We start from the raw sequence: 20154 nt of genomic DNA, 5'->3' as shown, positions 1-20154 counted from the left end.
TGAAAGAAAGGAAAACTATCAAGCAAAGAACTCTTAAACTGCGACGCTTGCTCAATCTCGGGCGCGCCGCGTAAGATCACAATCCATGAGCCAGACTAACCTGAATGCTGTCAGCTCAATCGGACCAATTCATTGGATGACGGACACCAAGAATCACAAGTTGAAGCCCAGATTAGCAGATGGAAACAAGCTATCGGTGATCGCCTGCAAGCACGTGATTTCGACAATCAAATTGCTGAAGCGCAAATCGCATCAAAGGCGCTCAACCGCATGACTTCTCTCGGTCGAGCGAAGTATAAACGCGTCTTCTAGAGTTATGGGGTTTGGGGCAATCTCGCCTCTCTTATGATCCGTGCAACCCGGCCGTTCTGGGGAACAGGCGTGGGGAAATCTTCGGTTTCGAGGTGAAGTCGTCTGCGACCGTTAACTCCAGCGACTTTTCCAGGATGCGCAAACTGGCAGAAGCCTGTGGTGACAAATTTGTTCAGGGGCTTGTTCTCTACGACCACGATCAGGTTGCGCCCTTCGCAGATAGCACGTTTGCGGCTCCAATTTCCTGCATGTGGGCAGCGATCTGATCGGTGTGCAAAGCTATAGGGGGCAGGGGGCTTAGACCCTCGTTATCTCCGTTCGCAGCACGTCGTTCTCAGCAATAACGGCGGGAACCGGAAGTTCGCTGCTCTAGCGAGAATCTAGTTCAAAAAAAAATGAAGCAGACATTCGAGGCGGGGGAGGAGTTGTATATGGAAACTTGCTGTGATGCCATTCGAAGCAATTGCTCGACAGTTCTATCACTCACGAGCAAGCGCTTTCGAAAGGGCGATGAGCAATCAGATATGTAAAGTTATTCTCGGTTTCTCTGTGCGTTTCGCAACAATGCCGCAGCTCGATAGAAGCCGTGCGCCATTTTCGTATACGGCGTGAGCAGGAACAAAGTTAGAACAGCGCCCAGGTGTACGGCGAGCATCGCCGGCATCCAGCCGGTACCACCAACGGCGTAGAGCATCAGGCCACTCAGCCCTGTGAAGCCGAGCAGCAGAGTGAAACCGATGTCTCCGCCCCAAGCACCGGAATCACCTAGAGCGCGGTCCGACTTCAGCTTTAGCAAAGCCATCCAGGCGCAGCCCAGTGCCACTAACACACCGCCCGGAACACCCAGAAGTTTGGGCAGCGACCAGAAAGGGTAAGGTGCCGGGCTGTTGAAGATGTAGTGCAGGGCGGTGCCTGCGCTCGTCGCCGCAAAACAGAGCAGAAAGCCGTACATGATTGCTTGATGGGCATAGCGGCGCGATTGTGAGAAACGGTCTTCATCCTCGAAATTGCAGCCTTCGCCATGCCCGGCGGCCAGATCAGTCATGCGTGCGGCGCGCCCCAATGCGGTCTTCAGGTCAGCCAATGTGATAGGTCGTCCACCCACCTTGCTCCAGTATCTCCGCAGGCTTATGCCAATACTAAGGAGTGGCAGCAGAAACGCCGGGGCAAACAGCGCTACCATCGCGTTATGTGGCAACACGGCGTAGAAACCCTGGCCTCCGGCAGAGCCGAGTGCGCGGATCGCCAGAAACAAGACTGCAAACCCTGCGACCAGCGCCAGAGCAATGGCACCGCCCTTCGTATGGAACTGCCGAGCCAGGGGTTGTGGCCAGGCGAGGTTTTCCCAGCTATCGCGGCGCACCTCAGCCAGTGCCTTGGGCAGGTTGAGATCAAATTCGTGAGGCGCGGTGTACTGGCAGGCATAATAGCAGCCGCGGCAGTTATGGCAGAGATTGGCTAGTTGCGTGATGTCGCCATCCGCGAAGGTGCGCTGGCTTTGCAGCGCCGGGAAGACGGAGCAATACCCCTCGCAGTAGCGACATGCGTTGCAGATCTCGACCTGTCTGCGTGCCTCCTGGATCAGATCAGTTTGCATAGGCAGCAGCCTCCCGCCCTGCGATGCGTCCAAACACAGTCCCGATGGTCATGCCGAACCCGGCCAGATAGCCTTGACCCAGGATTGACCCTGCCATGGTTTCACCAGCGGCCCAGAGATTTCGGATCGGGCCATCGGCGGTAGAGCATTGAGCCGTTTCGTCGACCTTCAGTCCCAGATAGGTGAAGGTGACGCCTGTCCGCAGCGAATAGCCGTAGAAGGGCGGGTTTGTGATCGGGCGTGCCCAATTGGTCTTTGCGGGTGTGATGCCCGTTGTCGCGACGCCATCAAGCTGCGTTGGATGAAAGGCAGAGACATTGCTACATGCGCCATTGAACTGTTCCACGGTGCTGCGCAGTTTTGCGGGGGGCAGGCCCATCATGACCGCCAACTCCTCCAGCGTATCGGCCTTCAGCGGCGGAAACACCGACGGCATGAACAGATCCAGAGATTTGCTGTCGATGATCGCGTAGGCCACCTGTTCCGGTTGCGCGGCGATCAACCGGCCCCAGATCGCGTAGCGCTTGGGCCAGACATCTTCGCCCTCGTCATAGAACCGCTGGGCGTTCTTGTTGACGACGATCGAGAACGGAACGCAATCCAACCGGGTGACTATGCCGCCATCGAATTTCGGCGCGCGCCCATCAATGGCAACCGCGTGGCATTGCGTCGGGTCGCCCACGCGTTCGACATCTTGGCCCAAGAGGTCCGCCAGAACCACACCGCGATTATAGGGCGTGCCACGGATCAGGAAGTTCCTTGCCGCCGGACCCCAAGCGCGAGCCAGCCAATCAGTATCCGCCTGAAAGCCGCCCGAGGCGACAATGACACCGGTGGGTTCTATGCGATGATTCCTGCCTGCATGTGTGTAGTCGACCCGCTCTATCCGATCGCCGCTGAGTTCCAGATGTGTCACTTGCGCTTCGTAGAGCACATCAACCCCTAGCGCGTTTGCGGTTCTGTAATAGGCGTTCACGAGGGATTTTCCTCCTCCCATGAAAAATGCGTTTGTACGCGCCAAAGACAGCGTGCCGGAAAGCGGAGGCTGAAATCGCACACCATGCGCCTCCATCCACGGCAGGCACTCCTCAGAATTGCGGATTGCAAGGCGGGCCAGCGTTTCGTCCGTATTTCCACCGGTGACCTTCAACAGATCGTCGAGATACTCCTGTTCCCCATAAGACTCGACCAGCGGCCCCAGCGGCCCCTCATGGGCGCAGCGGAAATTGCGGGTATGGCGCGAGTTGCCTCCGCGATAGGGTTTGGGCGCGGTTTCCAGGATCAATACGCGAGCGCCGGCCTCTGCTGCCGTTAATGCCGCGCAGAGCGCCGCGTTGCCGCCTCCGATCACCGCGATGTCATGTTTGGTCATGGCGTATTCCTTCGCTGATCTGTGCCTATCGCTGCTTGTTTAATTTGACCAATGACGGATTTTCCATAATTGATGCGTCATGAGCATCAATTACGATTTCGGAGATCTTGAGGCGTTTCTGGCAGTAAAGAACACGGGTTCTTTTCATGCCGCGGCCGAGCAGTTGAATCTGTCGCAATCGGCGGTGACGCGGCGCATACGGAAGCTGGAACTGGTTCTGGATTCGGTCCTGTTCGAGCGCACGACACGGGCCGTGAAACCCACACTTGCCGCAAAACGACTGCAAGCACGAGCAGAGGCTATTCTGGAGGATGCGCGCGAGACGACCCGCGCGATGCGGGACGAAAGCGTGGCTTTTGCTCATCAGCGTGGTGCGGTGGTAACCGTGGCGGTGATCCCCAGCGTACTCAATCGGCTAATCTTTCCGGCACTGCGCGGGTTTCACGCGGTGGGCCATACCGCCCGTCTGCGACTTCTGGACGGATCCGCCAACGAGGTGGCCGACGCGGTATCCAGCGGTGAGGCAGATTTCGGGTTGTGCCCGATCCCTTTGATCGATCCGCAGACCGTTTTTGAGCCACTCTTTGACGATCCGATGGTTCTGGCCGTGCCCAAGGATCATGATTTGGCCCATATCGGTCGCGTGGGCTGGCACGCGCTAAGCGACGTACCACTGATCCTGCCTGCACGCGGTACAGGCAACCGGTTACTGATTGACGAAGCGATGGCCAAAGCGCGGATGCCGCTGCTTTGGACGTTTGAAGTCGGGCGCACCACCACGGCGCTTGACCTCGTCGCGGGCGGCTTTGGCGTGGCTCCGCTGCCTTTGTCAGCCGTCGGCGTCGCCGAAGTCGCGGTTTGTGAGATCAACGCGCCAGAGATTGCACGCCCTGTGGGATTGCTTTCCCGTCTTGGTCAAAGCGAGACTGCTGCAGTTACCGCCCTCAAGGAGGCGATACGGGCGGCAGTCTAACCCGCCCACACCTCGGGATTGATCATGTGGATCGGCGTGCCGTTTTCGAAAGCGTTCACTTGATCGAATATGTCGGAGAATTGCAGATCGAACTCATCTTCGGTGACAAAGCCGATATGCGGGGTTGCGATCAGGTTCGGGTGGGACAACAGCGGATCGGTGGCATCAGTCAACGGTTCGTGATCGAAGACGTCGATCGCAGCTTTGCCTGGTCGTCCCTTCTCCAACGCCTGCAGCAGGGCACCTGGGGTGATCAGGCCTGCGCGCGACGTGTTGACGAAGAGCGCGCCAGGCTGCATTGCGGCGAAGTCCTGCGCGGTGATGATCCCTTTCGTGTCTGGCTTGAGCCGCACATGCACCGACACGACATCGCTTTCACTGAAGAACGCTGCGCGGGTTGCTGCGAGTTGAACACCGTCGGCGGCGGCCCTTGCGCGGCCCTCATCCGAAGACCACCAGACGACGTCCATTCCAAATGCCTCAGCGTAGCCTGCTACGGCCCCGGCGATCCGGCCATACCCGTAGAGACCCAACCGCCGCCCGCGCAGAGTCTTGCCCACACCCGCCTGCCAAAGCCCTGCCTTGACGGATGCCATCTGCTGCGGCAGGTCGCGCATCCCGGCCATGATAAGAGCCCAGGTCAATTCTGCAGCGGCATAAGACGGTGTTCCACCATGCATGTTGGAACACAGCAGAACTCGGTGATCGGTGCAGGCGGGCACATCCACATGCGGATAGACGCTGCGCTGGCTGATCAGCCTGAGTTGAGGAAGACGCCTTAACAAATTGCAGGCTACTTTCGTGCGTTCACGAAAAAGGACAAGCGCCTCGGCCTCGGACAGCCGTTCGGCGAGCGTATCGATATCTTCGACATGGTCTGTCCAGACCGTCACATCATGCCGCTTGAGCAGGTCAAAGCAGGGCAAGTGCCGCAGCGTGTCGAACCAGTCGTCGAGGATATGAACCTTCATCGGCTTTCGATTCCGCTTGCCGGTTCCAGCTTTCGAGGGGTTGGCACGAACAGCTGCGCATCCAGCGCATCAAGGGCGTTCCGCACCCTTTGGCTTTGCACCAGCAGGTGATTGAACTGCTCGTCACAGCCAGCAATTGGAGTTGGATAGTTTGACATTTCGTGGCGTAGTGCGCGGTGTGCGAGGCGCAATTCTTGTCGCGCGATATCGAGGCATTCAGAGTAGCTGTAGATCATTACGCCCTCCATTGTATGCCTTTGTATACCAAATTTGAGGCAGGCATTCAAGTGCCTGTACCTTACTTAGTGAGACAGCAAAACCGGAACGGCGGCGTTGCGCAGAACACGGGCAGTCACTCCGCCTAAAAAGTCCTCGCGGAACTTGGAATGTTCATATGCGCCCATGACCAGAAGGTCCGCGCCCTGCTCCTGACAAAAGGCTAAGATCGCGCGCGCAATGCCTGGTTCGGCCGCGATTTGCTCATGTGTGGCGGAGGTACTGTGGCGTTCGAGGTGCCGAACAACATCGGCAGCCGAGGCACGCAGGTCTGTCTTGTCCACTGTCAGAACGGTCACGCGGCTTTGGCGACCCAACAGTGCGAGGCTATCGGACAAGGCTCGCGCTGCTGCGCGCCCACCATCCCATGCGACGACCACATGATCATGTGCGCAGTTCTCATGACTGTTGGGAACCATCAGGATCGGTCGACCGCTGAGCAAAGCGATGCGGTCCGGGTGCAGCATCACATGCGCGTCGACCTGTTCTGCGAGGTCCTGACCCGCAAGCAGCAGATCGAAGCTGCGTGCGCTTTCAGACAGAACCTTGTCCACCCGGCCAGAGGAGCGCTGAAAATGTAGCCTTTGGCCCAAATTCAGCGTGTCGCGAACGTCGTCGAACCGCCTCTCGATCTCTGCCAAAATGTCGGCATTCGCCTGCGAAATGATCTCACGTGCCGTGGTCGGCACCCAGGCTGCATGGCTGTCGACCACCTCATGCGTCGAATGGGCCAGCAGGGCTGTGACATGACCCGTGTCGCCCGCCAGAGAAGCCGCGTATCGCAGTGCAGACAGAGCACCTTCTGAGCCGTTGAAGGCCACAAGACTGTTTCGAACGCTCATGCGTTATCCTCCGGTCCGGCCCAGATCGCGCTGGGAATATAGACATGCCCATCGGCCAGTTTGCGCGCGGTACGCACAAGGCCCGCGCTGTTCAGGTCAAACCCTTCATCGGTCGAGAAATCCACCAGGACCTGAATCGTGCCGCTGGGATGTTCCAAAACCACTTGCGCAGGGCTGGTCTCTGGTCGGGTCAGAAGTCCATCGGCGATCGTTCCAGGTGCCAGCGCGCAGGACGCCAGACATTGTGCGCCAGTGACCGCCATGGAGGGATGCGTATTCCACGGCATGAAATAGCGTGTGGCGATGGTCCCGCTTCCTAGTGGCTGTGCCAGCAGGCCGAATTTTGGCGTCACCGATTGCGAAACGTCGCCCAAGCCCATCAAGGCGCCCGCCTTGTTGCGGATCGCTTCCATCCGATCAAAGAAGCCGCTGTTTCCGTCCAGTTCGACGGCACTTTCATATCCCGACAAGCCAAACGCGTCGGCGCGTGCGATTACCATTGGTACCGCCACGTCCATGCAAGTCACTTCGATCCCGTCAATGGCGTCGCGCAAGCTACCAGTGGGCAGGAAAGACCCTGTCGCTGCGCCGACCACGCCCATGAAGTTCAACTGCACGGGAGCCGCCTGTCCGGGTACACCGGCGATTTCCGTCGAGCCATCATAGGCTAACCGGCCGCCGGGCGTCTGCACTCGAGCGAGCACTTGCGCACCGGTGTTCACCGCGCGAATGCGAACCTCGGTTTCGTCGCCTTTCGGATCGACCAAGCCCATCTCCAGCGCTGCCGCTCCGACGCCGGACAGGATGTTGCCGCAGGTCGGTTTGAAATCGACCAGTTGATCTTCGACCGAAACCTGCGCGAAAAAGTAGTCAACATCGGCCCAGTTGTCTTTGCTTTCTGAAAGCATCGCCACCTTGGTGGTCACAGCCGTTCCGCCGCCAATCCCGTCGATGTTGAGAGGGTGCCCAGACCCCACAACTGCGATCAGGGCGCTGGCAAGCTGATCCAAATCCTCTGGAAGATCGCTGCGCCGGAAATACGGGCCACGGGACGTTCCGCCGCGCATAAATACATATGGGATCGCGGTCTGGGTCATTTCAGCGGCCATGGCAGGTCAACAGCGCTCTGCAAGAGCCCCGGCGGGAAATCGCGGTTCAACGCACCGGCCATCAGGCACATGAAGCCGATGCCCGCCGCAGTCAGGATAAGCGTCACGCGCCAATCCGCTCCTGCGCGAACCCGGAAGAAGGTGATCAGGAAACCGATCAGGGCGAGGATGAAGCCAACAACCCAGGTTGCTGCGATCAGGGCGGCAAACCAGGCCAGTGTCGACCACAGCCCGTAAGGCGCATCCGCGTCTTCGCCCGCAACTTCCTTGTCTGCAAAGATCACATCGCCTTCGGGCCGTCGCATCATCTGCACCAGCAGGATCGCACAGCAGGCCAGCGAGAAACCTCCGATCGCCAGCGGGATGACCTTGTCGGTCATGTTGTAGTCGGGGATCAAGTTGGCGTTGACGAGCGCGGTGATCAGATAAGCCATGATCACCAGCAAAAAGACCAGTGGCGCGCGCTTGGACCCGGACTGCACATCGCCCTCGGCCATGATGGTCTTGGCCTGCCGGATACCCAGCACCACCGAGACCACCGTGATGATGATCAGGACGATCACAATGGGGCTGAAGATGTAGTCCATGCCTTCCTCAAAGCTCTTCCGGAACCGGAAGGACGCAATCTGAAAGGCCTGGTTCGTGAATTTTTCGACCGGGTTCGAGAGCACGAACCCGATCAGGAAGGCCGGGCGCGACCAGTCGAAACGGCGCAGAAAGATGCCGATCAGGCCGATAGTGAAGAGCGCCAGAAGGTCTTCGAAATTCTGCCCCGATTGGAACGCAGCAAAGCTGATCAGCATGAACAGGAAGGGCGCCAGATAAGTGAAGCGGATCGTGGTCAGCTTGGCGATCCCGCCCGAGGCGGCGATACAAAGGATGGTGCCCACCACATTGGCCAAGGCCAGCAGCCAGACGATGGAATAGGTGATGTCCAGATTGTCCTTGAGCATGCTTGGGCCAACCTCGATCTCACCCGAGCCGAGCAGCGCGACAGCTCCGATGAAGATGGCCATCGACCCGGATCCGGGAATGCCGAAGAGCAGCGTGGGCACCAGCCCGCCGCCTTCCTTGGCGTTGTTCGAGCTTTCCGGCCCGATGATGCCACGCACTTCACCCTTGCCGAAATTGGACTTGTCCGTGGTGGTTTGCACCGAATGCCCGTAGGCGATCCAGTCGACCACCGATCCGCCGAGGCCGGGGATCACACCCACCGCGACGCCGATGATTGAACAGCGAACTGATAGCCAGATATTGGCGAACCAGTCATTGATGCCGTCGAACCAGCCTGCGCCAAGCGACGCGCCCTTAGCAATCGAACGATCCTGCCGCAGCAACGAGACGATTTCGGGCACCGCGAAGATGCCAAGCCCGACAATGACCAGTTTCAGGCCGTCGGTCAGGTAGGGAATGTCATAGGTGGCCATCCGCAGGCTGCCGCCCGCATCGGCCTCGCCAATCGTGCCGATCATCAGGCCAAGCCCGGCAGCGGCCATCCCCTTGAGCGCAATGCGCCCCGCCAGCACGGCCACCATCGACAGGCCCAGAATGGTGATCATCAGCATTTCGGGCAGGCCAAAGGCCAGCACGATGGGCCGCGCCACGAGTATGAAGACGGTCAAGAAAGTGGCACCCACCAATCCGCCGAAAAGCGATGATGCAAATGCCGCAGAAAGTGCCCGCGCTGCCTGACCGTTTTTTGCCATGGGAAACCCGTCAAGGACAGTGGCCTGCGACGCCGAACTTCCGGGAATGCCCATCAGAACCGACGCGAACGTGTCTGATGTGGGCACCACCGCGACCATGCCAATCATCAACGCAAGGCCGTAAACCGGCTCCATCCCGAACATGAAAGGCAGGAGCAAGGAAAGCCCGGCAATGCCACCAAGTCCGGGAAAGACACCAACGGCCAGCCCCATGACGACGCCAAGCACGAGGTAGCCCAAAACAACAGGTTGCAGGATCAGAGCCCAGGCATTGCCAAGCTCAGGAAGAGCCGTCGCGAGAATCTCCATGGGAGCCGCTTTCCGTCAGTGAGAATTTGTTTCGATGGGGTGGCAACCTCGCTAAGACGAGGCTGCCAACGTAGAACCGCTAGTTCAGTTCGACACCGTAAGCGTCCTTGAGCCAGACAAGGACAAATTGCTTGGCGCCGTCTTGAACGCTGGTTGCCGTTTCAAGCGCGGCTTGCGAGCCGTCCCCAACAAAGACCGGGTACTTGCCCACGCGCTTCGAGGAAATTTCGCCGAAATCCGGTCGGTCGATCACCGCTTGGAAGGCAGCCGTGTAGGTATCGACCACATCTTGCGGCGTGTCTCCGGGCAGGAAGGCCAGTTTCTGAACCGGGAAGCCAGCCACGAAGAAGGCTTTCCACGCGTCCCATTGCTCGCCCGAAGTTTCGCAGCCCTCGGTGGCTTCGCAAACCTCCTTGAAGCTCGGAATGTCAGGGAAGGTCGGGTCGCGCACGATATTGCCATCCGCATCCAGCGCACCCCATGTCATCATCGGCACCGCCTGACCGGCCTCGACCAGGGGGGCCGATCCACCTAGGTAACCGGACGACGTCTGGTAGTCGATCGTTGCCTCACCGCGTTCGAACATCAGACGCCCGTCACCGCGGCCCTTGATGCCAAAGACGGGTTCAACATTCATGCCCAGCATTTGCCAGGCCAGCAATGGCACGAGGTCGAGCCGGGTCGCGCCCTGGCTGCCATAGATAAAATCAACGTCCTTCAGCCCATTGGCAGAGCCATCGAACTTGGCGCCATCCTCGGCGTTCAGATAGGCGACACCACCGGTGCCAGAGGCCATGACCGGAATCCATTCCTTGTACTCATAACGGACCCGCGGATCGTTCAGCAGATAGGGGAACTGTGTCGATCCGGACGTTCCGAATAGCAAGGTGCCATCATCGTGGTTTTGCTCCTGGAACCAGTTCGCCCCCTTGGTCGAGCCCGCACCCGGCATGAATTTGACCACTACGGTCGGCTGCCCCGGCAGTTCCTCGGACAACAGCGGCGCAAAGAAGTTCGCCCATTTGGCCGATCCACCGGTTTCAGAGAACGGGATCACCCATTCGATGGTTTTACCCGAAAAATCGACCTCGGCGGCGGCGGGTGCCGCAAGCACGGCCGCTGCGATCACCGATACCACGGCACGGCGTGTGAAAACAGAATCGGTCATTATGTCCTCCCTACTGACCAACAACCAGCCCGGCTCCACCGATCCCGACATGACTGCTTATGCATCCGGGGTTGATTCCCCTTGCGATCTGCCAATCATGGTGTTCCAACCTTGCGCCAAGCTTGCGGGAGCTGAAATGCGGATCGTCATTATCGAGGATAACGAGGCGTTGGCCAATGCCATAGCCTACCGCCTGCGCGACCGGGGGCACGCAGCAGACGTGTTGCATGACGGTCAGGAAGCCGATGCCTTTCTGATGCATGAAGGGGCGGATCTGGTTGTGCTGGACATCAACCTGCCAGGGCGATCCGGTTTCGACATCCTGCGCGCAATGCGTGATCGTGAGGACTTTGCGCCGGTCATCCTGCTGACGGCGCGATCGGAAACCAGCGACCGGGTCGCGGGTCTGGACATGGGCGCGGATGATTATCTGGTCAAGCCCTTCGAGATGGACGAACTGGAGGCGCGCATTCGGGCCCTCTCGCGCCGCAAAAGCCTCGACTACGGCGCACAGGAACAGATTGGCGGACTGGAATTCGACCGCACGACGCGCGAGATCAAGGCCGATGGTGTAGCCCTGGATGTGCCGCGTCGGGAAATGGCGGTGCTGGAATGCCTGTTGGAGCGACGCGGGCGCATTGTTTCAAAGTCTCAACTCACGGACCACGTTTATGGCGTCGGAGCAGATGTCGACGACACGGCCGTCGAGCCGCATGTCTCGCGCTTGCGCAAGCGACTCGGCGCCTATGGCATCTCTATCAAGACTGCACGCGGGCTGGGATACATGCTTGAGGTCGTGGCATGATGCGCCGCGCCTCGTTGCGACTGCGCCTCTTCGTGTTGATCCTTAGCCCACTGGTTCTGATGGCCGTCCTGCTGGGCTACTGGCGATTCACGGTCGCCCAGAAAACAGCAGAGGAGCTGTTTGATCGTAGCCTGTTGGCCGCTGCTTTGGCGATTTCTCGCGATATTGCCATCTCTGGTGGCGACGCGCTTCTGCCTTCGACACGCGATCTTGTGCGGGATGCAAGCGGTGGCGAGGTATTCTACCACGCAACCGGCCCAGGTGGCATTTACATCACTGGCTATGCGTATCCGCCAAAGTCCAATAGATCAGACGAGGCTGATTTCTACGCCCCCCACTTCTTCGAAGCCACATATCGAGACGACTATGTGCGTGTTCTTCGTGTGCGGGAGCGCGTGACGATCGAGAACCTTACCGGAGATGCCTCGGTCAAGGTGTGGCAACGGATCGAGGACCGGCAGGTGTTTGCCCGCCAGCTCGCTGTTCGCGCCGCCGCACTGATCGGCACGTTGCTCGCAACGCTGGCGTTGGTGGTCTGGTTCGGTGTGGCCCGCGGGCTGCGGCCCCTGATTGATCTGCAGGAGGCCATTGCCGTGCGGTCTCCGAACGATCTCAGCAAGATAAAACGCCCGGTCCCCATTGAAGTAACTGGCATAGTGAGAACATTGAACCTTCTATTCGGCAAGGTAGAGGCGAGCATCGTCGCCCATCAGGTCTTTATCTCGGACGCCGCACATCAGTTGCGCAACCCGGCGGCTGCGGTTCAATCCATGGCCGAAGCGGTGCGCGATGCGCCCTCTGCCAAAGAAAGAAACAAGCGGGTATCCGAGCTGGTCAGCGCCGCCCGTAGTTCTGCCCGCGTTGCCGATCAGCTCTTGTCTCTGGACCGTTTGCAACATTCTGCAATGGCGCCGGATCTGGAACCTTTTGATCTTCGCAAGCTCGTTCAGGAACTCTGCGCCGAGTTTGGGCCGACTATTCTCTCGCGCGGAATTGAGTTCGAATTTAGTGCACCCGATCACCCACTGAAGATAACTGGTGACAGGTTGTTCCTAACCGAAGCGATCAAGAACCTGATCGACAATGCCCTAAAGCATGGTGGCACTGGCCTGACGCAGATCACTGTAACGATCACCTACTCGGACAGCGAAGCGATTGTGACGGTCAAAGACGACGGCAAAGGCCTCAAACCCGAACAAAGCGAAGCGGCGTTCGGGCGCTTCTCGCAAGTCGAACCATCCGATGGGAGTGGCCTCGGATTGGCGATTGCAAATTCGGTTGCTGAACGGCACCGCGGGTCACTAGTCATCAATCGAACTACGAAAGGCGCAAGCATTTCGCTTCACACCCCCACATTGTAGAGGCTTGCGGGTCCGCTTGAACTCGAAAATTGATTTGGAGACTTGCGAGATAAACTAACCCTCCGAGACGCTCCAACGATGGATTGGGTCCCACTCGGCTTGCTCAACCACGTTAGAACGATGGCCGAAGGCGCAAACTTGATTTCTGGCGGCGTCTAGGGCATCGCAGGCAATCTAAGGTCTCGTGAGGGTCGCGGCCTTCGAGATGACGACCGCCGCCGCCAACAGCGTCCGTGATCAAACTCTTTGGGAGGCTGATACTGCGGTGCGTCGTATCTGTCTGGAACAGTCCAACCTTATCAGGATTCTAGCGTGTGACGATCTCGCGATCGCAGCGAATGTCTCCTTCGACGGGCCGCGCTGCGACACCTGCAAAGGTTGGCCAACGTCTCTTATGGGCCGTTCAAGTTGCTGATATCAAACTATTACCGGCATTGTAGGCGCGTTTCAGCAAGTCATCACGTCTTGCATTCGACCCCTCGGAACCGTTCAAGAGGATTAACTCTCGGTTTGCGAGGGCGGAGGTTGAATGACTCAAGCGCGGCTGGAATAGCTCAGTGTCCAAATTATGGAAGTCAGCACTTCACACGAACGATGCAAAAGCACAGGAATTAGACAATGATCACGGGATGGGCGACACGGTGCTGACGTTCCCGCCATTGACGTTTTCAACGTGTCGGTCTCTTCCTGGCCAGCTCCTCAAAGCCCGGCGGTGAGAGTGTCTGGGTTGCAGGGGTGCCCAGTTGCGGAGCCTCACAAAGCCAAGCGGCCTCCAATTACTTGCCGACTGAACGTCGAAATAACTCGTTTCCATAGTCAGACGCAAAATTTCCGGTACGCAACGTGGCAACATCGGCAAGTTCCACGATACGCCCAGATATCAAAATCGCCAGCCTGTCACACAAGAAACTGACAACCGGCAGATCATGCGTGACGAGGAGGAACGTCAGGTTCTTTTCTTCCCGCAGCGACTTGAGCAGGTTCAGAATCTCTGCCTGTACACTGACATCCAGCGCACTCGTGGGTTCGTCCAGCAACAATATCGGTGGATCAAGCATCAGCGCGCGGGCAATGGCGACGCGCTGGCGCTGCCCACCTGACAACTGATGCGGCAGGCGAAATCGAAAACGACGGGGCAGTCCCACTGCGTCCAGCATGGACAGAACTCGTTGATCTTTATCCGGTAACCGGTGAATAGAGAGAGGCTCGCTCAGGGTATCATCGACCGTACGGCGGGGATGCAGACTGCCATATGGATCCTGGAACACCATCTGAACCTGCCGTGCCAAAGTCAGGCGATCCGCACCCAATTGCGGTTTGGTGCCGATCTGCACTGCGCCACTTGACGGAATGACTTGCCTGGCAAGCACCTTGAGGATCGTCGATTTGCCAGACCCGGATTCACCGACAAGCGCAAAGCTCTCTCCCTCTGCAACTTCGAACGTGACGTCATGCAAAATTGTAGTTTCATCATATTTTACCGCAAGGTTCTGAACCTGGATCACAACGCGCCTCGATCCAAAACCGGCAGACGCGGACGGTGTTCATCAATCGTGGGCAGGCTGGCCACCAATCCGCGCGTATATGGATGCTGGGCTTTGTAGAGTTCACCGGAACCTAGCTCCTCGACAATTTTGCCTTGGTACATCACCAGTATACGATCGCACCAACGCGCCACCATGTTCAGATCGTGCGAAATCAACATCAGCCCCATTCCCCGGCGTTGAACGAGATCGTCCAGTATATCTAATACCTGACCGCGCACCGAGGCATCTAGCGCGCTGGTGGGTTCATCCGCGATCATCAGCGCCGGTTCCATGACCACCATCATCGCAATCATCACCCGTTGCCCCATGCCACCCGACACTTCGTGAGGGTATAGGTGTGCGACACGTTCAGGGTCATCGATACGTACGGCGCGCAATGCGTCCATCATGCGGTGGCGGCGTTCGGATTGCCGCGCAGCGCCATGCACGGCCATGGCCTCTTCGATCTGGGTGCCGACGCGTATGACCGGGTTCAGGCTGAATTTCGGGTCCTGCAGCACCATCGACATTCGCGCACCGCGCATCTGACGCATTTCGGCATTGGACAGGTGGAGCAGATCGGTGCCGTCAAACTCCAACCGGTCAGCCGTCACCCGACCCGGGGATGGAATCAGTCCCATGATGGCCCGCCCCGTCATGCTTTTGCCTGACCCGCTTTCCCCGACGATGCCTAGCCGTTCGCGGCCAAGGTCAAAGGTCAGGCCCTTTACAACTTCGACCGGGCCATGGTCCGAGGGAAAGGTGACGCGCAGGTTTTCAACCGATAGCAAGCTCATCCGCGTGACCTTTGTTTTGGGTCCAGCACGTCACGCAATCCGTCACCGAACAGGCAAAATCCAAGCGACACGATCACGATGGCAAAACCCGGCATGGTGGCAACCCACCATTGATCGAGTATGAACGAGCGCCCGCGCGATATCATCGCGCCCCATTCCGGCAATGGGGGCTGCGCGCCCAGGCCAAGGAAACCCAGCCCGGCAGCGGTCAAGATGATCCCGGCCATGTCGAGCGTAACACGAACGATGGTCGATGACATGCAAAGGGGCACAACGTGAAGCGCGATGATACGCAGTGAGGATGCGCCTTGCATCCGCACCGCATCCAAGAACTCGGCACTTCGGAATGTCAGCACTTCGGCCCGGGCGATCCGCGCATAGACCGGCCAGGCGGTGATGGCGATGGCAATGACCGCGTTCTCAATCCCCGGACCCAGGGCCGCGACAAAGGCCAAGGCAAGGATCAACCGAGGCAAGGAAAGGAAGATGTCCGTCAGCCCCATCAGAAGGCGATCGATCCAGCCGCCGAAATAAGCGGCAACGGTGCCGATCAGCAATCCAAGCGGTGCCGAAATCACCGCCACTAGCAGGACGATCATCAGCGTGATACGCGCGCCGTAAATGATGCGGGACAGGATGTCCCGGCCCAGTTCATCGGTGCCCATCCAATGGGCTGCGGACGGTGGTTGCAGGCGGTTGGCCAGATCGCCCGCGATGGGTGAATAAGGGGCAAGCCACGGTGCCAGCGCCGCCACGATCAACAGCATAAGAATGATGACGAGCCCGACCATTGCCAGCGGATTGCGGGCCAATGCACGGGCCAGTCTGTAGGACTGTCCCAACCGGGCCTGCATCCGTGTTTCGGGATCGTCGGAAAGCAACCAGTCGCGCGTTGTCATGACCGCGCCCTCGGGTCAAGCAGGCGGTATAGCGCGTCAGATGCTTTGTTGATCCCGACAAAGACCGCGCCGATCACCAATGTCGCGCCGAGAACGGCGTTCATGTCAGCATTCAGAAGGGCCGTGGTCAGATAGTTGCCAATGCCCGGCCAACTGAACACGGTTTCAATCATTACCGAGCCTTCCAGCAGTCCGGCATAGCTGAGCCCGATCACGGTAATCAGCTGCACGCGAATGGGCCGGAACGCATGTCGCCACAGGACCAACCGTTCCGGGACACCTTTGACACGTGCCGTGATGATATACTCCTGGCTCAACTGTTCGAGCATGAAGCTGCGTGTCATGCGCGCGATATAGGCAAGGGCAAAGAAACCAAGGATCGTTGCGGGCAGGATGATATGATGGACGGCGCTTGCCAGTGCGTCCCAGTTTCCGTCGATGATGCTGTCGACCAGCAAAAGACCGGTGCGGGGTGGCACGGTACCATCCAGAAAGAAATCGATCCGACCCGGACCTCCAACCCAACGCAGGTTCGCGTAGAAGATCACCAAACCAACAAGTCCCAGCCAGAATGCCGGGATGGCATAGCCTGCCAGACCGATAACGCGGATTACCTGATCCGCCAGCTTTCCCTGCTGTGACGCTGCAAAAACGCCCATCGGAACACCAAGAAGCACACCGATGATGATACCGATCGTGGCCATTTCCAGCGTGGCCGGGAAAACGCGCGCCAAATCTTCGGCGACCGGGCGACCCGTGGATACCGACATGCCAAGCTCTCCATGAAGCACCTGGCCAACATAACGCATGAATTGCACGACAAGCGGATCATCCAAACCCAGTTCAAGCCGCGTCGCTTCGTAAGTTGCTGCGCTGGCCCTGTCGCCGACAATTGCCACTACCGGATCAATCGGAACCACCCGCCCGATCACAAATGTGATCGCGAGCAGGCCAAGAAAGGTCACGATCAGCGTCATAAGGAACTGGAAGGCAGGGATTGATCGAGTCAAGTTCGGCTCCGTTTCACCCACAATATCAAAGATTTTTGACTGAGCAAAATTTTTTTACTAATATCAAAAATTATTGCAGGAGAGTTCATGTCCCAGCCCATGCCCAAAATCGACTCTGCGCGCCCGCCTGCATTTGGTGGACGCATCAGGGATTTGCGCCGCAAGGCGAACATGACGTTGCAGACCCTTGCGGATCAGGCGGGCATCTCGGTTGGCTTTCTAAGCCAGGTCGAGCGGGATAAGGCGACACCCAGCCTTGGAACACTGGCCAATCTGGCCGCAACGCTGGGTGTGGACGTGGATATCTTCATATCCACGCCAAAACCTGCCGACAGCGTGACTCGGCAAGGTGAACGCCCCCGGTTCGCGCTTGCGGACTCGTCGTTGTCTTACGAACATATTTCGACGGTTCTGCCAGGCGGCACCATATCGTCGCTGATTATTCATATCCCTGTCGGATACGCGTCCGAAGTTACCGCCCATGTCGGTGAAGAGCTTATTATCGTGCTGGAAGGAACCGTGCGCCAGACGCTGGATGAAACTCATTTCGTTTTGCACCAGGGCGACAGCCTGCACTTCATGGGTGATACGCCGCACGCCTTTGAAAATGTGGGCAACGGTCCGGCCAAACTCTTGTGGACCGGCACGTCGCCCAGATTGCTCGGCCCCAAGCCGGGTCCACAAAACAATCATAACATCAACAGGAGAGACCAATGAAATACATCCCAGACGTTGCCAAGTCGCTGGCGGTGAGCCTCGTTGCGCTTTCGACCACGCCGGTATTGGCTGAAACACCCGCCAATGCACTGGTGATCGCGCAGAATATCGACGACATCGTGACCATCGATCCGGCATCGGCCTATGAGTTTACTTCGGGCGAGTATGTCACCAACACCTATGACCAACTGGTCCAGTACGATGCCGAGGATACGACCGTTCTGGCCCCGGGCCTAGCGGAAAGCTGGGAGATTGACGCGGATGCCAAGACTGTAGCGTTCCAACTGCGTGATGGCGTTGAATTCACATCGGGCAACCCGCTGCGCGGCGAAGACGTAGTCGGAAGCTGGAAGCGCGTTCTGGTTCTGCAAAAGGCCCCGGCATTTATTCTGGAAAACCTCGGTTGGTCCGCCGACAACATCGAAGAGATGGTTACAGTTGACGGCAACACGGTCACGGTGCGTTGGGATGGTGATTTTGCGCCATCTTTTGTGTTGAACGTCCTCGCCTCACGCCCGGCTGCAATCGTGGATTTCGAAACCGCGATGGTGAACGAAGTTGATGGCGACATGGGCCACGCCTGGATGAACCAGAACAGTGCCGGAACCGGGGCCTATACACTGGCCCGGTATGCGCCGGGAGAAGTTTTGATGCTTCAGGCCAATCCAAACTATTGGAACGGCGCGCCCAAAACCGAACGCGTGATGATCCGCCACGCGCCCGAAGCGGCAACCCAGCGGCTGCTGCTGGAATCCGGTGACGTGGACATGGCAAAAAACCTGACACCTGATCAGGTGGTCGGTCTTGCGGGCAATGCCGATATCAAAATAGAAACCTATCCCCAGACCGCCGTGCACTGGTTCAGTTTCAACCAGAAACACGAGCCTCTGACCAATCCAGCTCTGTGGGAGGCCTCGCGCTATCTGGTGGACTACAACGGAATGGCCGACAGTTTCCTCAATGGTCAAATGGAAGTGCATCAAGCGTTTTGGCCCGAAGGTTTCCCCGGTGCTTTGACCGATACGCCGTTCAGCTATGACCCAGACAAGGCCAAGGCGATCCTTGAGGAGGCGGGTGTTGAACTGCCGCTAACCATCGAACTTGACGTGATCAACTCCGCCCCGTTCACCGACATGGCAGCCAGCTTGCAGCAGACCTTTGCACCAGCCGGGATCAACTTTGAGATTCTACCGGGGACAGGTGCGCAGGTGATTACAAAGTATCGTGCACGTACACACCAGGGGATGCTGCTTTACTGGGGCCCGGACTTCATGGATCCGCATTCGAACGCCAAGGCTTTTGCCTATAACGCCGACAACTCGGACGACAAATACGCGTCGACAACTACATGGCGTAACGCATGGATGCCACCTGCCGAAATCAACGATAAGACCAAGACGGCTTTGGCCGAACTGGATGCGGACAAGCGTAACCAGATGTATGTCGAACTACAGCAAGCCATGCAGGAAGAAGCGCCGTTTGTGATCATGTTCCAGGCGGTTAAGCAGGTTGCGATGGCAGACAATGTCGAGGGTTTTGTGAACGGAGCCAACGCAGACTACGTCTATTACCGCCTTGTTGAAAAGAACTGATGGTTAAAGCCGGGAGCGATCTCGCTCCCGGCATTTGATTTGAAAGCGTTTTATGACACCTGACGAAATTTTTGCGGCGCTGCATCGCGTAGCTGATGCCGAATGCGGGGCGCGCCTGTTCACGGTCACTGTTTTGGACAGAAAGGCGAAACTTGCCCGCCGTGCCTATTCCTCACATCCCCTGGATTATCCAGTCACAGGAACAAAACCCATGGGAAGCAATGACTGGACGGAATTGGTTCTTGAGCGAGGCGAACCATTTGTGGCCAACCAGACCGCTGAATTTGCGTCCTATTTTTCGGACCACGCGCTTATCAATGCGCTGGGTTGCGAAGCAGTGGTGAACATCCCGGTGAGCAAAGACGGACTAGTCATTGGCACTGTGAATATCCTTGATAAAGCAGGGCATTTTACCCATCAGCGCGTAGCACTGCTGAAACGGTTGGTCGACGACGCCCATGCAGATTTGCACGCAGCGTTTGAAATTGTGCAATTGGAGGAAAAGACATGACCAGACTTGATCGCCTGCGGGAGCGGATGGATGTAATTGGTGTCGACCTCGTTGCTTTGGCACCGGGTGCGCATCTACACTGGCTTCTAGGATTTGCACCCCATCCTGATGAACGTCCGTGCCTTTTGCTGATCGGACCCGATAAGGCCGGTTTCCTTATGCCGACATTGAATGCGCAGGATGCACGGCAGCACACAGATTTGCCGTTCTGGGAATGGTGCGATGATGACGGCCCCGATGCCGCTTTTGCCGACGCGCTGCGGGCAGTAAATCCTGCCCCGAATTCGGTTGCTGTTGATGA

At 58.1% G+C, this 20154-nt stretch carries 20 protein-coding genes and 1 pseudogene; 9 read left to right on the top strand and 12 right to left on the bottom strand.

The genetic code is table 11. The features are described from left to right. Positions 1–132 precede the first annotated feature (132 nt). Positions 133–312, top strand: coding sequence for a hypothetical protein (locus AB1E33_RS28485; RefSeq protein WP_372580601.1), 180 nt, complete (start codon positions 133–135; stop codon positions 310–312). 11 nt (positions 313–323) lie between these two features. After that, positions 324–578: a DUF4143 domain-containing protein gene (locus tag AB1E33_RS29650; RefSeq protein WP_510762312.1), complete on the top strand. Its 255-nt coding sequence runs from the start codon at positions 324–326 to the stop codon at positions 576–578. Between the two features lie 266 nt (positions 579–844). Here the strand turns inward: AB1E33_RS29650 and tcuB are convergent, their stop codons facing one another. Both tcuB and tcuA read right to left on the bottom strand, forming a co-directional pair. Next, a complete protein-coding gene (gene tcuB / locus AB1E33_RS28480; RefSeq protein ID WP_372580600.1) occupies positions 845–1942 on the bottom strand; it encodes a tricarballylate utilization 4Fe-4S protein TcuB in 1098 nt (365 codons plus the stop codon). Then, positions 1899–3281 carry an FAD-dependent tricarballylate dehydrogenase TcuA gene (gene tcuA, locus AB1E33_RS28475; RefSeq protein ID WP_372580599.1) on the bottom strand — a complete coding sequence of 461 codons (1383 nt, stop codon included), beginning with the start codon at positions 3279–3281 and terminating at the stop codon, positions 1899–1901. The genes tcuB and tcuA overlap by 44 nt, the downstream gene beginning before the upstream one ends. A 79-nt stretch (positions 3282–3360) precedes the next feature. Between tcuA and AB1E33_RS28470 the strand changes: the two genes are divergently transcribed. Then, positions 3361–4254 carry a LysR family transcriptional regulator gene (locus tag AB1E33_RS28470; protein WP_372580598.1) on the top strand — a complete coding sequence of 298 codons (894 nt, stop codon included), beginning with the start codon at positions 3361–3363 and terminating at the stop codon, positions 4252–4254. Here the strand turns inward: AB1E33_RS28470 and AB1E33_RS28465 are convergent. The 6 genes from AB1E33_RS28465 to AB1E33_RS28440 all read right to left on the bottom strand — a co-directional run bounded on the left by AB1E33_RS28465 (position 4251) and on the right by AB1E33_RS28440 (position 10635). Continuing rightward, a complete protein-coding gene (locus AB1E33_RS28465) occupies positions 4251–5225 on the bottom strand; it encodes a D-2-hydroxyacid dehydrogenase family protein (protein ID WP_372580597.1) in 975 nt (324 codons plus the stop codon). The genes AB1E33_RS28470 and AB1E33_RS28465 overlap by 4 nt on opposite strands. Beyond that, positions 5222–5461, bottom strand: a complete 240-nt coding sequence (locus tag AB1E33_RS28460; RefSeq protein ID WP_372580596.1) for a hypothetical protein — start codon at positions 5459–5461, stop codon at positions 5222–5224. The genes AB1E33_RS28465 and AB1E33_RS28460 overlap by 4 nt, the downstream gene beginning before the upstream one ends. A gap of 66 nt (positions 5462–5527) precedes the next feature. After that, the gene (locus tag AB1E33_RS28455) at positions 5528–6343 is read right to left on the bottom strand and encodes a universal stress protein (protein ID WP_372580595.1); all 816 of its coding nucleotides are present in this window, start codon (positions 6341–6343) and stop codon (positions 5528–5530) included. Beyond that, the gene (locus tag AB1E33_RS28450) at positions 6340–7440 is read right to left on the bottom strand and encodes a 4-oxalomesaconate tautomerase (RefSeq protein ID WP_372580594.1); all 1101 of its coding nucleotides are present in this window, start codon (positions 7438–7440) and stop codon (positions 6340–6342) included. The genes AB1E33_RS28455 and AB1E33_RS28450 overlap by 4 nt, the downstream gene beginning before the upstream one ends. Next, entirely contained in the window at positions 7437–9467 is a 2031-nt protein-coding gene (locus AB1E33_RS28445) for a tripartite tricarboxylate transporter permease (protein WP_372580593.1), read from the bottom strand. The genes AB1E33_RS28450 and AB1E33_RS28445 overlap by 4 nt, the downstream gene beginning before the upstream one ends. 79 nt (positions 9468–9546) lie before the next feature. Then, on the bottom strand, positions 9547–10635 hold the full coding sequence (locus AB1E33_RS28440) for a tricarboxylate transporter (RefSeq protein WP_372580592.1): 1089 nt from the start codon (positions 10633–10635) through the stop codon (positions 9547–9549). A 136-nt stretch (positions 10636–10771) separates the two neighbouring features. On the opposite strand from AB1E33_RS28440, the gene AB1E33_RS28435 reads away from it, so the two are divergent. Beyond that, a complete protein-coding gene (locus AB1E33_RS28435; protein WP_372580604.1) occupies positions 10772–11440 on the top strand; it encodes a response regulator transcription factor in 669 nt (222 codons plus the stop codon). Further along, positions 11437–12801 (top strand): sensor histidine kinase, encoded by a 1365-nt coding sequence (locus tag AB1E33_RS28430; RefSeq protein WP_372580591.1) that lies wholly within the window; start codon positions 11437–11439, stop codon positions 12799–12801. Before AB1E33_RS28435 ends, AB1E33_RS28430 begins: the two co-directional genes overlap by 4 nt. Positions 12802–13577: 776 nt before the next feature. On the opposite strand, the gene AB1E33_RS28425 is transcribed toward AB1E33_RS28430, so the two are convergent. Genes AB1E33_RS28425 through AB1E33_RS28410 form a run of 4 tightly spaced genes read right to left on the bottom strand, consistent with a single transcriptional unit; the run spans position 13578 to position 17000 of the window. Beyond that, complete coding sequence (locus tag AB1E33_RS28425; protein WP_372580603.1) at positions 13578–14303, bottom strand: ABC transporter ATP-binding protein; 726 nt, start codon at positions 14301–14303, stop codon at positions 13578–13580. After that, positions 14303–15124 carry an ABC transporter ATP-binding protein gene (locus AB1E33_RS28420; RefSeq protein ID WP_372580590.1) on the bottom strand — a complete coding sequence of 274 codons (822 nt, stop codon included), beginning with the start codon at positions 15122–15124 and terminating at the stop codon, positions 14303–14305. Before AB1E33_RS28420 ends, AB1E33_RS28425 begins: the two co-directional genes overlap by 1 nt. Continuing rightward, the gene (locus AB1E33_RS28415) at positions 15121–16023 is read right to left on the bottom strand and encodes an ABC transporter permease (protein ID WP_372580589.1); all 903 of its coding nucleotides are present in this window, start codon (positions 16021–16023) and stop codon (positions 15121–15123) included. Before AB1E33_RS28415 ends, AB1E33_RS28420 begins: the two co-directional genes overlap by 4 nt. Then, on the bottom strand, positions 16020–17000 hold the full coding sequence (locus tag AB1E33_RS28410) for an ABC transporter permease (protein WP_372580602.1): 981 nt from the start codon (positions 16998–17000) through the stop codon (positions 16020–16022). The genes AB1E33_RS28415 and AB1E33_RS28410 overlap by 4 nt, the downstream gene beginning before the upstream one ends. 120 nt (positions 17001–17120) lie before the next feature. Between AB1E33_RS28410 and AB1E33_RS28405 the strand changes: the two genes are divergently transcribed. The 4 genes and pseudogenes from AB1E33_RS28405 to AB1E33_RS28390 form a co-directional block, all read left to right on the top strand. After that, positions 17121–17750 (top strand): helix-turn-helix domain-containing protein, encoded by a 630-nt coding sequence (locus AB1E33_RS28405; RefSeq protein WP_372580588.1) that lies wholly within the window; start codon positions 17121–17123, stop codon positions 17748–17750. After that, on the top strand, positions 17747–19342 hold the full coding sequence (locus AB1E33_RS28400; RefSeq protein ID WP_372580587.1) for an ABC transporter substrate-binding protein: 1596 nt from the start codon (positions 17747–17749) through the stop codon (positions 19340–19342). Before AB1E33_RS28405 ends, AB1E33_RS28400 begins: the two co-directional genes overlap by 4 nt. A gap of 52 nt (positions 19343–19394) precedes the next feature. Next, on the top strand, positions 19395–19853 hold the full coding sequence (locus AB1E33_RS28395) for a GAF domain-containing protein (RefSeq protein WP_372580586.1): 459 nt from the start codon (positions 19395–19397) through the stop codon (positions 19851–19853). Further along, positions 19850–20140 (top strand): annotated as a pseudogene (locus AB1E33_RS28390) (aminopeptidase P family N-terminal domain-containing protein); the annotation flags it as partial. The gene AB1E33_RS28395 and the pseudogene AB1E33_RS28390, both read left to right, overlap by 4 nt. Positions 20141–20154: the final 14 nt, after the last annotated feature.

It is taken from the genome of Ruegeria hyattellae (genome assembly GCF_041537925.1).
Classification (GTDB): domain Bacteria; phylum Pseudomonadota; class Alphaproteobacteria; order Rhodobacterales; family Rhodobacteraceae; genus Ruegeria_C.
Note: the sequence above shows the minus strand (reverse complement) of the source record. Positions and strands in the feature narration are given on the sequence as shown.